This window comes from Streptomyces caelestis, from assembly GCF_014205255.1.
GTDB lineage: Bacteria > Actinomycetota > Actinomycetes > Streptomycetales > Streptomycetaceae > Streptomyces > Streptomyces caelestis.
This window is the reverse complement of sequence record NZ_JACHNE010000001.1, coordinates 3,056,116-3,068,418: the sequence shown is the minus strand read 5'-3', so window position 1 is coordinate 3,068,418 and position 12,303 is coordinate 3,056,116. Positions and strand designations below refer to the sequence as shown.

The 12,303-nt window shown below is 71.1% G+C and carries 10 protein-coding genes and 2 pseudogenes; 4 read left to right on the top strand and 8 right to left on the bottom strand.

Annotated elements, in window-relative coordinates:
- Positions 1–3 precede the first annotated feature (3 nt).
- The 3 genes from HDA41_RS13825 to HDA41_RS13815 all read left to right on the top strand — a co-directional run bounded on the left by HDA41_RS13825 (position 4) and on the right by HDA41_RS13815 (position 4,560).
- Positions 4–1,467 carry a PP2C family protein-serine/threonine phosphatase gene (locus HDA41_RS13825; RefSeq protein WP_184983875.1) on the top strand — a complete coding sequence of 488 codons (1,464 nt, stop codon included), beginning with the start codon at positions 4–6 and terminating at the stop codon, positions 1,465–1,467.
- A gap of 100 nt (positions 1,468–1,567) precedes the next feature.
- Positions 1,568–2,914, top strand: a complete 1,347-nt coding sequence (locus tag HDA41_RS13820; protein WP_184983873.1) for a vWA domain-containing protein — start codon at positions 1,568–1,570, stop codon at positions 2,912–2,914.
- A gap of 32 nt (positions 2,915–2,946) precedes the next feature.
- Positions 2,947–4,560, top strand: a complete 1,614-nt coding sequence (locus HDA41_RS13815) for an FHA domain-containing protein (RefSeq protein WP_184983871.1) — start codon at positions 2,947–2,949, stop codon at positions 4,558–4,560.
- A gap of 18 nt (positions 4,561–4,578) precedes the next feature.
- Here the strand turns inward: HDA41_RS13815 and HDA41_RS13810 are convergent, their stop codons facing one another.
- Complete coding sequence (locus tag HDA41_RS13810) at positions 4,579–5,562, bottom strand: methyltransferase domain-containing protein (RefSeq protein ID WP_184983869.1); 984 nt, start codon at positions 5,560–5,562, stop codon at positions 4,579–4,581.
- Between the two features lie 66 nt (positions 5,563–5,628).
- Between HDA41_RS13810 and HDA41_RS13805 the strand changes: the two genes are divergently transcribed.
- Complete coding sequence (locus tag HDA41_RS13805) at positions 5,629–6,042, top strand: globin (RefSeq protein ID WP_184983867.1); 414 nt, start codon at positions 5,629–5,631, stop codon at positions 6,040–6,042.
- A 21-nt stretch (positions 6,043–6,063) separates the two neighbouring features.
- Here HDA41_RS13805 and HDA41_RS13800 read toward each other — a convergent pair whose 3' ends face one another.
- The 7 genes and pseudogenes from HDA41_RS13800 to HDA41_RS13775 all read right to left on the bottom strand — a co-directional run bounded on the left by HDA41_RS13800 (position 6,064) and on the right by HDA41_RS13775 (position 12,297).
- The gene (locus tag HDA41_RS13800; protein WP_184983866.1) at positions 6,064–6,732 is read right to left on the bottom strand and encodes a DUF8185 domain-containing protein; all 669 of its coding nucleotides are present in this window, start codon (positions 6,730–6,732) and stop codon (positions 6,064–6,066) included.
- Positions 6,729–7,139 carry an acyl-CoA thioesterase gene (locus tag HDA41_RS13795; RefSeq protein WP_184983865.1) on the bottom strand — a complete coding sequence of 137 codons (411 nt, stop codon included), beginning with the start codon at positions 7,137–7,139 and terminating at the stop codon, positions 6,729–6,731. The genes HDA41_RS13800 and HDA41_RS13795 overlap by 4 nt, the downstream gene beginning before the upstream one ends.
- A gap of 2 nt (positions 7,140–7,141) precedes the next feature.
- Entirely contained in the window at positions 7,142–8,806 is a 1,665-nt protein-coding gene (ettA, locus tag HDA41_RS13790; protein WP_184983864.1) for an energy-dependent translational throttle protein EttA, read from the bottom strand.
- Positions 8,807–9,139: 333 nt separating this feature from the next.
- Positions 9,140–9,408, bottom strand: a pseudogene (locus tag HDA41_RS41210) (GntR family transcriptional regulator); the annotation flags it as partial.
- Positions 9,306–9,898: pseudogene (locus HDA41_RS13785) on the bottom strand (transposase); the annotation flags it as partial. The pseudogenes HDA41_RS41210 and HDA41_RS13785, both read right to left, overlap by 103 nt.
- 270 nt (positions 9,899–10,168) lie before the next feature.
- Positions 10,169–11,224 (bottom strand): NAD(P)-dependent alcohol dehydrogenase, encoded by a 1,056-nt coding sequence (locus HDA41_RS13780; protein WP_184983863.1) that lies wholly within the window; start codon positions 11,222–11,224, stop codon positions 10,169–10,171.
- Between the two features lie 23 nt (positions 11,225–11,247).
- Positions 11,248–12,297, bottom strand: coding sequence for a methyltransferase (locus HDA41_RS13775; RefSeq protein ID WP_184983862.1), 1,050 nt, complete (start codon positions 12,295–12,297; stop codon positions 11,248–11,250).
- Positions 12,298–12,303: the final 6 nt, after the last annotated feature.

Sequence of the window (12,303 nt, the reverse complement as noted above, 5' to 3'; positions counted from 1 at the left end):
TTGATGTCGCAGATGCCCCAGTTGTCCGCCTGCCCGAGTTGCGAGGAGCCCCTCGAATCGGGTGACCGTTTCTGCGGCGCGTGCGGATACGACCTGTCCGCCGTGCCGGCACGGCCTCAGGACAACCCGACCATCACCATGAACGGCTCGGTGCCCGTGCAGGGCGCTCCGGCCGGTGCGTATCCCGAACCGCCGCCGGTGCCACCCGCCGGCGCGGGCTGGCCCGTCCCCGGGCCGGACGGCGCGGGCGGATCGCAAGCGGCGCATCTGCCGACGGACCTCCAGGGCACGGACGCGGGCGGCTCCGCGCTGCCCCCGGGCTCACCACCCCCGCCCCCCGGCGCCCCGCCGGCCCCGGCAGCGGGCGTCCGCTTCGACCATCCGCCCCAGGCGGAGGGGCACCCCGTGCCGCCCGGCGGTTACGCCCCGCAGCCCGGGGCATATCCGGAACAGTCCGAGACCTACCAGGCACAGCAGCCCGACGAGTACCTCCTCCAGGCACCGGACCCACGGGTGTCCGCCGACCCGGCGGCCCAGGCCGCGGGTGCCGGCGGCAAGGTCTGCGTGGCCTGCCGGGCCGGCCGCGTGGACGACGACGGCTACTGCGAGAACTGCGGCCACGCCCAGCCGCGCGAACGGGACCACATGGAGCAGGAGTCCGGCCCGGTGGCCGCGGTCAGCGACCGCGGCCTGCGCCACCACCGCAACGAGGACGCGTTCGCCATCGGCAGCACCGCGCTGCCGGACGGCTCGCCCGCCTCCGTGGCCATCGTCTGCGACGGCGTCTCCTCGGCGACCCGCCCCGACGACGCCTCGATGGCGGCGTCGAAGGCGGCGAGCGAGGCACTGCTGGCCGCCCTGCCGCGCGGCACGCACCCGCAGCAGGCGATGCACGACGCGATCATCGCAGCCTCGCGCGCGGTCAACTCGCTCGCCGCGGAACCCGCCACGGCCCGCGAGCACGCCCCGCACCAGAACGCCCCCGCGTGCACCATCGTCGGCGCCGTGGTCACTTCGGGCCTGCTGATCGTCGGCTGGGTCGGCGACAGCCGCGCCTACTGGGTCCCGGTCGACCGGAGCGCACCCCCCGCCCGGCTCACCGAGGACGACTCGTGGGCCGCGCAGATGGTCGCCGCGGGCCTGATGAGCGAGGCCGAGGCCTACGCCGACGAGCGCGCCCACGCGATCACCGGCTGGCTCGGCGCGGACGCCTATGAACTGGAGCCCCACACCGCCGCGTTCAAGCCCGACCGGCCGGGCGTGGTCGTGGTCTGCACGGACGGCCTGTGGAACTACGCGGAGGCGGCCGAGGAGATGGCCCGGGTCGTGCCGCTCGACGCCGCCACGCATCCGCTGCACAGCGCCCGGGTGCTCGTCGGCCATGCCCTGGACGGCGGGGGCCACGACAACGTAACAGTGGCCCTCGTGCCGTTCCCGGCCGTCTCCCAGGGGGCAGGATCGGCCTGAGGCCGCGTTACGGGGATGCCTCAGCGGACCGGAGGGGACCGGTCCGCATTCCGTCATCACCCCGCTCCGGTGGGGGCTTTCGAGGGGGATCGAAGCAGGCATGGCCATTTTCTCGAAGTCGAACGTGCCCCAGTTCTCGGTGGACGTGTACCAGAACGAGTACCTGCCGGAGGGCGCCGGCGAGGTCAACGCCATCGTCACGGTGACGGCGACCGGCGGCGGCACGATCGGCAGCGCGGTATCGGCGCCCCACCTTTTCTCGCCCGGCCAGGGCCCGTCCGCGGCCGTGGCCATCATGGTCGACTGCTCCGGGTCGATGGACTACCCGGCGACCAAGATGCGCAACGCCCGCGACGCCACGGCCGCCGCGATCGACACCCTGCGCGACGGCGTGCACTTCGCCGTGATCGGCGGGACGCACGTGGCCAAGGAGGTCTACCCGGGCGGTGATCGCCTCGCGGTCGCCGACGACACCACCCGCGAGCAGGCCAAACGGGCCCTGCGCTCGCTCAGCGCGGGCGGCGGCACGGCCATCGGCACCTGGCTGAAACTTGCCGACCGCCTGCTGTCCTCCGCGGACGTCGCCATCCGGCACGGCATCCTGCTCACCGACGGCCGCAACGAACACGAGTCGCCCCAGGATCTGAAGGCCGCGCTCGACGCGTGCGCGGGGCGCTTCACCTGTGACGCGCGCGGCGTGGGCACCGACTGGGAAGTGAAAGAAGTCACAGGGATCGCCTCCGCCCTGCTCGGCACCGCCGACATCGTCGCCGACCCGGCCGGGCTCGCCGCCGACTTCACGCAGATGATGGAGACGGCAATGGGCAAGGAGGTCGCGGACGTCTCCCTGCGGCTGTGGACCCCGGTCGGCACCACCGTGAAGTTCGTCAAGCAGGTCGCGCCCACGGTCGAGGACCTGACGGGCCGGCGCACCGAGGCGGGCCCGCGCGCCGGCGACTACCCCCTGGGTTCCTGGGGGGACGAGTCCCGTGACTACCACGTCTGCGTCGAGGTCCCGCCCGCGAACATCGGGCAGGAGATGCTGGCGGCCCGGATGTCACTGGTCATTCCGCAGCCCGACGGCACCGTCCAGAACCTCGGAGCGCAGGGCCTCGTCCGTGCCGTGTGGACGGACGACATGGTCGCCTCGACGTCGATCAACCCCCAAGTCGCCCACTACACCGGGCAGGCGGAACTGGCACAAGTCATCCAGCAGGGGCTCGATCTACGCAAATCGGGAGACATGGACGGAGCAACGGCCAAACTGGGCCGGGCCGTTCAGCTCGCGAGTGCCTCCGGGAACGCCGATACTGCGAAACTGCTTGCGAAGGTGGTGGACGTGGTCGATGCCGCGACCGGTACTGTGCGACTGAAGGCGAAGGTCGAAGAGGCCGACGAGATGACGCTCGAGACCCGGTCCACCAAGACTGTTCGCGTGAAGAAGTGACCTAGAAGAGATCGAAGGAGGGACGCGCCGACATGCCGACCTGCCCGAACGGACACCAGTCGGGTTCCGACGACTGGTGCGAGGTCTGCGGTCACCGCATGGCGGGTGCCGTGCCTCCGCCTCCTCCCCCACCGCCCCCGCCCGGCGGCTACGGCTTCCCGCCCCCCGGCGGCCCGGGTGGTCCCGGGGGCCCTGGCGGTCCTCCCGGCGGCCCCGGCGGCCACCCCGGTGGACGTCCTCCGCACCTGTCCGCCGTACCGAACGCCGAGCCGGAGCTCTGCCCGCAGTGCCGTACGCCGCGTGAGGGCGGCGCACCGTTCTGCGAGGAGTGCCGGTGGAACTTCCTGACGAACACGGCGACTTCGTACACCCCCGCCGCCCCGCCCCCGCCGGCGCCCGGCCCGGGCGTGCGCTTCCAGCCGCCGGGCCAGCCCGGTCCGCCCGACCCTTCGGGTCCTTCGGGCCCGTCGTACGGCGGTGGTGACTCGTACGAGTACCAGGGCTCCCGCCCGTCGCAGATCAACCGCCCGGCCGAGCCGATCCCGCCTTTCGGCAGCGACCCCTCGGGCCGCCCCGGGCCCGGTGGACCCGGCGGACCGGGTGGCGCTCCCGGCCCTGGCGGTCGTCCCGGCCCTGGTGGTCCCGGTGGTCCTCCCGGCCCCGGCGGCCCTGGTGCTCCCGGTGGTCCTCCCGGCCCGCCCGGATTCGGTGCCGATCCCTCGCGGCCGGTCCCGCCGCCCCCCGGCCCGCCCGGCCCCGGTGGCCCTGGCGGCCCCGGCGGCGCTCCGCAGGGCTACCAGCAGTCCGGCCCGCCGGCTCCGCCCGGGTTCCCGCAGGAGACCCAGCGTCCGCAGCAGGGTGGTCAGTCCTTCGGCGGTGGCGGTGACGACTGGGTGATCTCCCCGCCGTCGCACACCGGCCCGGGCGGCGGCCCTGGCGGGCCCGGCGGCCCCGGCGGCTACGGCTTCCCGCAGCCGGGCGAGACCCAGGCCCCGCCCGGCCCCGGCGGTGGTCCGGGCGGCGGCTACGGCTTCCCGCAGCCCGGCGCGACCCAGGCGCCGCCCGGCCCCGGCGGTGGTCCGGGCGGCGGCTACGGCTATCCGCAGCCCGGCGCGACCCAGGCGCCGCCCGGCCCCGGCGGTGGTCCGGGCGGCGGCTACGGCTATCCGCAGCCGGGCGCCACCCAGGCGCCGCCCGGCCCCGGAGGCTTCCCGCAGCAGCCCCCGGCGCCGCAGGGACCGGCGACCTGGACCGCGACCATCGGCCCGGACCGCGACTACTTCATGGCGATGATGCAGCGCTCCGGCCCCGAGGCCGCGGGCCTGAACCTGCCCGCGTACTCGCCCGAGCAGCAGCGCACGCTCACCGGCAACCAGATCACCATCGGCCGCCGCCGGCACTCCACCGGCGACACCCCCGACATCGATCTCTCCGTGCCGCCGGAGGACCCGGGCGTATCGCACCAGCACGCGGTGCTGGTCCAGCAGCCCGACGGCAGCTGGGCGGTCGTCGACCAGAACTCGACGAACGGCACGACGGTCAACGGCTCGGAGGAGCCCATCCAGCCGTTCGTCCCCGTACCGCTCCGAGACGGCGACCGGGTGCACGTCGGCGCTTGGACGACGATCACGATCCGCCGCGGCTGAACCCGGTCAGCAGCCTCGTCAGGACGGGAGGGGCCAGGCGTACGGCCCCTCCGGGTCGTCCAGCCAGGCCCACTCCCGGTCCCCGCTGACGGTGATGCCGTAGCGCTCGCGCTGCGGCCTGCCCTCCTGCTCCCACAACGCGTGCGCCTCCTGCGGGTCGAGGCTGCCGCGGGTCAGGGCCAGCAGGAAACGGAACAGGTCGTCCTCCCTGGCCCGGCGCGGTACGCCGCCCAGCTGGAGCGGTTCGCCCCCGGGCCGGCTCCCGCCGCGCAGCGGCACGAAGTAGGCGGGTGTGTGCAGGAAACGCCCCTCGGCATGCTCGGCGTCGCTCACCGTGAGCACGACCAATCCGGTGGCGAGCGGCATCAGGATCCGGCCACCGGGGCGGCTCTGGGCGAGCCAGGCGCGCGGCACGGTGCACAGCGCGCAGGTGGCGATGATCCGGTCGAACGGCGCGCGCTCGGGCACGCCCCGGGCGCCGTCGCCGGTGACGACGACCGGGTGGTACCCGGCCGCGGCCAGGTGCCGGCGGGCCGACTCGGTGATCTCCGGGTCGAGATCGACGGTGGTGACGTGGTCGTCGCCCAGCCGGTGGGCGAGCAGCGCGGCGTTGTAGCCGGTGCCGGCGCCGATCTCCAGGACCGTGTTCCCGTCCTTCACGCGCAGCGCGGCCAGCATGTCCGCCATCAGGGACGGCTGGCTGCTGGAGGAGAGCAGTTCGCCGTCGCGCAGCCGGGTCGCCAGCGGCGTGTCCTCGTAGGCGCCCCCCAGCCACCGCTCGCGCGCCTCGGGGTCGGGACTCTCGCCCCACCGGCGTTCGTAGCCGCCGGCGACGCCGACGTAGTAGTACGGCACGAAGAGGTGGCGCGGGACCGCCGCGAAGGCCTCCCGCCACACCGGGTCGGCGGCCCAGGCCCCGCTCGCGTCGATCCGGCGCACCAGTGCCGCCCGCGCGGAGGCGGCGAGACCGTCTGAATCCCTGTCGGGAGCATGCCCGCCCATACCCCCACAGTAAGGGCATCGGGGCCGGTCCTAGGCCTTGAGTCCTATGCCTCCGCGTCTGAGAGCATGGAGGGCGTGAAAGAGATTCGGCGCGGCACGCTTCAGGAGCAGACCTTCTACGAGCAGGTCGGCGGGGAGGAGACCTTCCGCCGGCTCGTCCACCGTTTCTACGAGGGAGTCGCCGAGGACCCGCTGCTGCGGCCCATGTATCCCGAGGAGGACCTGGGCCCGGCCGAGGAGCGCCTCACGCTGTTCCTCATCCAGTACTGGGGCGGCCCCACGACGTACAGCGACAACCGCGGCCACCCGCGCCTGCGGATGCGGCACGCGCCCTTCACGGTCGACCGTGCGGCGCACGACGCCTGGCTTAAGCACATGCGGGTCGCCGTCGAGGAGCTCGGGCTCTCCGAGGAGCACGAGCAGACGCTGTGGAACTACATGACGTACGCGGCGGCGTCGATGGTGAACGCCCCGGGCTGACCGGCAGGGGCGTCGCGGGAGTCAGCGGACGCTGACGTCCAGCGCCCCGAGCCCGGCCTGTCGTACGGCGACCGACCCGTACGGCGTGCGCAGCCTGAGCCACGCGCCCGACGAGAACAGCCCGAGCGGCACCCCGGGCCGCAGGAACCCGAGCGACTGTGCCGCGTGCACGGCGCGGACCGGGAGCCGGGTGTCGCCGACCGTGCGGGACCAGATGTCCCGCCCGATCCGGTCCAGCTCGGCCCTCGTGCGCCGCTCGGACGGCAACTCCTGCGTACGGGACCGGAACTCGGTTACGGCGGCGGCCACGAGGGACCGCAACGCGTCGGGCGCCGGCAGCCCCGGTTCGGGCCGCCAGCCGCCGCGCGGCGGCAGCACGCCCGCCCACGGCGGCCCGGTCACGGCGCCCGGCACGACGGCCGTGGCGCCCTTCTCGTCCACCGACTCCAGGAGCTCACCGGCGGACACGGTCACGTCCAGCGTGACGTCCAGCCCGTGCTCGTACGGCTTGGCCAGCCGCACCGCGCGCACGGCCAGTACCTCGAAGGACGGCGGGCGCCCGAACACGGCCAGGGCGGTGCCCGCCGCCTGGAGGCGCACCGCGGCGCCACGGTCGTAGTGGAGCAGCCGGGAGAGGAAGGCCGCGAGATCCGCCGCCTCCCCCTCGTCGGCCAGGTGGAGCACCGTCATGCGGCGACGGCCTCCTCCTCGTCGTCCGTGTACTCCCGGAGGAACTCCCGCTCCTCCGAGGTGAGCCGGCGCGGGCGCTGGGCCTCGAAGTCGAACGGCACTATCACCGTCGAGGCCCGGACGTAGACCAGGTCGTCGTCCTTCACCTCGTAGGTGAGGGTGAAGGACGCCGCCCTTATCTCCGTGACCCACAGCTCGATGTCCACGGGGGTGTGCCGGTGGACCAGCTGCCGCTTGTAGTCGATCTCATGGCGCGCCACCACGGACCCCTGCTTGAAGTCCTTCTCCGGGCGGAACAGGAAGTCGATACGGGCTTCCTCCAGATAGCGGAGGAACACCACGTTGTTGACGTGGCCGTACGCGTCCATGTCCGCCCAGCGCAGCGGGCAGCGGTAGATGTGCCGCAAGATCAGCCCCGGGTCAGCTTCTTGTAGGTGGCGCGGTGCGGACGCGCCGCGTCCGGGCCGAGCCGCTCGATCTTGTTCTTCTCGTACGACTCGAAGTTGCCCTCGAACCAGAACCACTTGGACTCGCCCTCGTAGGCGAGGATGTGCGTGGCGATCCGGTCCAGGAACCACCGGTCGTGGGAGACGACGACGGCGCAGCCGGGGAACTCCAGCAGCGCGTTCTCCAGGCTGGACAGGGTCTCGACGTCGAGGTCGTTGGTCGGCTCGTCGAGGAGCAGCAGGTTGCCGCCCTGCTTGAGGGTGAGCGCGAGGTTCAGCCGGTTGCGCTCACCACCGGAGAGCACACCGGCCGGCTTCTGCTGGTCCGGCCCCTTGAACCCGAAGGCGGAGACGTACGCGCGCGAGGGCATCTCGACCTGGCCCACGTTGATGTAGTCCAGCTCGTCGCTCACGACGGCCCACAGGGTCTTCTTCGGGTCGATGTTCTCGCGGCTCTGGTCGACGTACGAGATCTTGACGGTGTCGCCGACCTTGATCGCTCCGGAGTCGGGCTCCTCGATGCCCTGGATCATCTTGAACAGGGTCGTCTTGCCGGCGCCGTTCGGCCCGATGATGCCGACGATGCCGTTCCGCGGCAGCGTGAAGCTGAGGTCGTCGATGAGCAGCTTGTCGCCGAAGCCCTTGGTGAGGTTGTTGACCTCGACGACGACGCTGCCCAGGCGCGGGCCCGGCGGGATCTGGATCTCCTCGAAGTCCAGCTTCCGCATCTTGTCGGCCTCGGCGGCCATCTCCTCGTAGCGGGCGAGGCGCGCCTTGGACTTGGCCTGGCGCCCCTTGGCGTTCGACCGCACCCACTCGAGCTCTTCCTTGAGCCGCTTCTGCCGCTTGGCGTCCTTCTGGCCCTCGACCTTGAGGCGGGCGGCCTTGGTCTCCAGGTACTTGGAGTAGTTGCCCTCGTAGGGGTAGAGGCGGCCGCGGTCGACCTCGCAGATCCACTGGGCGACGTTGTCGAGGAAGTACCGGTCGTGGGTGACCGCCACGACGGTGCCCGGGTACTTGGCCAGGTGCTGCTCCAGCCAGTTCACGGACTCGGCGTCGAGGTGGTTGGTGGGCTCGTCGAGCAGCAGCAGGTCGGGCTGCTCCAGCAGCAGCTTGCACAGCGCGACGCGGCGGCGCTCACCGCCGGACAGGTTGACGACGGGCCAGTCGCCGGGCGGGCAGCCCAGGGCGTCCATGGCCTGCTCCAGCTGGGCGTCGAGGTCCCACGCGTTGGCGTGGTCGAGGTCCTCCTGGAGCTTGCCCATCTCGTCCATGAGCTCGTCGGTGTAGTCGGTCGCCATCTGCTCGGCGATCTCGTTGAACCGGTCGAGCTTGCCCTTGATCCCGGCGACACCCTCCTGGACGTTCTCCAGGACGGTCTTGTCCTCGGTCAGCGGAGGCTCCTGGAGCAGGATGCCGACCGTGTAGCCGGGGCTGAGGAAGGCGTCACCGTTGGACGGCTGCTCGATCCCGGCCATGATCTTGAGGATGGTCGACTTGCCGGCGCCGTTCGGGCCGACGACGCCGATCTTCGCTCCCGGGTAGAAGCTGGTCGTCACGTCGTCGAGGATCACCTTGTCGCCGTGCGCCTTACGCGCCTTGCGCATGGTGTAAATGAACTCAGCCAAGAGAAACCGTCCGGCAGCTTGAATACGGCAGTGGGCAGATACACCCCATCTTGCCGTACCGCCACCCCTGGGTGGAAACGCGTCTGGCGCGGGGGCTCTGACCTGGGGTTTCGTGGATGGCGGCCGAGACTCGCCTGTCACTGTCGGTCGCCGTTGGTCGGCCTGGGGCGCCCTCGCACGGCCCGGAGACGGCCCAGGGGTGATCACTCGATGGCAGCGTCGTAGGGGGATCGGGCCACCGTCGCGACGTGAACGGCGAGGCTGACCGCCCTCACCGCTTGACAGACGTGGACGCGCCGACGCACCGCCGCGGCCCGCCCACGAAGCCTGTGCCTACCGGTTGATCGGGATCTCGTAGACGATCTCGCAGTGAGCGGCGGGCACGACGATGTCCGCTGTCTCGAGGGGGCGCCCCTGATCGCTGTGGTAGGTCCGCCGGATGTGCGTGACGAGCGCGGCCTTCTGGATGCCCAGAAGAGAGGTCTTTCGGTGGTCGCCTGCGGTTTGGGCTGCATCGGGATCTGCGGAAGATCCGCCAGGACTTCAGGCGTGCGGCGCCGCGCTCGACCGGTGCCCGCGCCGCGGCCGGGGCCCGGTTGCGGGCCTTCTCGGTGAGGGTGAGTTCCCGCAGGGGCCTGCGTTTGATGCCCGTGGTCACCCAGGGGCCGCCGCCCTGGTAGGCCAGATCGGCGATGATGGGGACGCCCTGACGCTCGCGGATGCGGCTGATCCGGTGGGTGCGGGCAGCGGTCAGGTCGTGAGCCCGGCCCGGCAGAGCGGGTGAGAGCCACAGCAGCTGGCCGGCCGGATCGGTGACACCTGCACGTTCACCCCGTGCCGGCGGTGCTTGTGGGAGTAGTCGGCCCGTCCGTCGCCGACCCGGTCGCACTCGGCGAGAGTGCCGTCCAGCAGGACGAAGTCCGCAGCGGCCTCGCGCAGAACCTTCAGCAGACCCGGCGCGCGTTCGGCGAGCAGGCGGATGACCGCGCTGGTGTAGGCGTGGGCGGTGGATCCGCTGGCCCCGAACCCGGCAGCGATCTTCGCCAGGGTGGTGTGTTCGCGCAGGTACACCAGTGCCAGGGTCGGCCGACGGACCACCGCCGTGCCGCCACGGAGTACGGCGCAGACCCGCGGCCGTTCTCGCAGCGGCACCGGAGCCTCCTGCTGCTCCATGGACTCGACATCCACGAGCTGTGCAGGAGGCCCCGGTCCTCATGCGCTCCCCATGGCAGGATCACCCGACCGATAACCCGCGCTCGACCGGAACTGCTCAAGATCGGAAACACAACAGCCACTGGCGATACCCGCAACAGGGTGGGCCGTCAACAATTCCAGACCAGCTCTGTCACACAACCACGCACATCATGAGTCCGCGCGCCCCAACGTCGTGACGTCGATGACGAAACGGTAGCGAACGTCCCCGTCCACCACCCGTGCATATGCGTCGTTGGCCTGCTTGGCGTCGATGACCTCCACCTCCGCACCGATACCGTGCACGGCGCAGAAGTCGAGCATCGCCTGAGTCTCGCCTGTACCGCCGATGAACGATCCGGACAGGTTCTTGCGCCCGTCGACGAGTGCGGCGACGCTGAGAGACGAGGGGCCCGGTGGGACCCCCACGTGGACGAGGGTACCGCCAACCGTCAGCAGTCCCAGATAGGAGTCCAGCTCCAACGACGCGGACACCGTACTGAGGACAAGGTCGAAGGCCCCACTCAACTCCTCGAAGACCGCAGGTTTTTCAGTCGCCCGAAAGTGGTCAGCGCCCAGCCGCAGCGCGCCCCGCTGCTTACGCGACCCGCGGCTGAGTACGGTCACCTCGGCCCCCATGGCCCGGGCGAACTTGACCCCCAGGTGGCCGAGTCCTCCCAGGCCCACGACTGCCACACGTGTACCAGGTCCCGCGCCCCAGCGCACGAGCGGCGCGTACATGGTGATTCCGGCGCACAGCAGAGGTGCGGCCTCGTCCAGCGCGAGAGAGTCGGGGATGGCCAGCACGTAGTTCTCGTCCACGACGATGTGCGTGCTGTACCCGCCGTAGTTGGGCAGGCCGTCGCGGCCGACCGCGTTGTACGTGGAGGTCATGCCCTGCTCGCAGAACTGCTCCTCGCCGCGCCGGCAGTGCACGCAGCTCCGGCACGAGTCCACGAAGCATCCCACGCCCACCCGATCGCCGACGGAGAACCGCTTGACGCCTGACCCGGCCTGGGTGACCACACCCGCTATCTCATGTCCCGGGACCATGGGGAACGATGCCGCGCCCCACTCCTCCCGGACCTGGTGGATGTCCGAGTGGCAGATGCCCACGTACGCGATCTGGATGAGTACGTCGTGATCACCAACCGGACGCAGCCGGATGCTGGTGGGTTCCAGTTCCGCTCCCGGAGCGGCGGCGGCCAGGGCGGGGACGGTCGCCATGGGTTGTTCGTGATCGACCGCGGTCAGCACGGAGTGGCCTCAAGCACGTTGTAGTGGTCGTGGGTGGAGAACTCGTAGGAACCCAGCGGCGTGACATCGGTCAGCTCGAAGCCGGTCGCGCGGAGCAGCTCCCGGAAGTCCTCCGTGGTACGGATCTTGCCCTGGGTGGCTGCCAGCAGATCCAGGTCGGAGGTGACGATGCCGAAGAACGACGGCACATCGTGCGCATTGTCCGGCAGCAGCGGCTCGACGATCAGCACCCGGCCTTCCGCCTTGATGACCTTGCGGATGTTGGTGAGGATGGTGGTGACGTGCTCGTCGTCCCAGTCGTGCAGGAAGCTCTTCATCACGTACGCGTCGGCACCGCCGGGCACCTCGGCGAAGACATCGCCGCCGATGGCACGGCAGCGGTCCGCGACACCATTGCTCTTGAAGTGCTTCTGGGCGCTGTCCACCGCGGTCGGCAGATCAAAGACGATGCCCTGGACGCTCTTGTGGGCGGCGGCGATGTTGGAGATGAGGGTGCCGTTGCCGCCACCGACGTCCATCACGGTCTCGAAGCGGGAGAAGTCGAAACCGCTGGCGATGCTCTCGGCGGAGTTGCGGGAGTCGTCCGCCATCGCGCCGTTGAACAACGCGTACTCCTCCGGGCGCTCCTTGAGGTACTCGAAATAGTTCTTGTTGTCGACGCGCTCGAACGTGTTCACACCCGTGCGCACGATGTCCGCCAGGTCGCTCCAGCAGTGCCAGGTGGCCTCGCCGTTGTAGCACAGGACGAGGTCGCGGACCGAGTCCGGCACGTCCTCGCGCAGACGCTGGCCCAAGGACGTGAGCTCGTACTTCTCGCCCTCGAGGAGAGTGACGACATCCATCTTCTCCAGCGCCAGCAGCAGACGGCGCAGCCCCGGCTCGTTCAGCTGAGCCTGCTCGGCGAGTTCGACGCTGGTCAACGGCCCCTTCGCCAGGTGGTCGGCGAGCTTGAGCTGACCTGCGGCGCGGAAAACCTGCGCCCTCAGTGTCCCGAAGATGAGGTGCGACAGGATTTCCTGGTGCTGGTCCTTGCTGATTGCCATGATTTT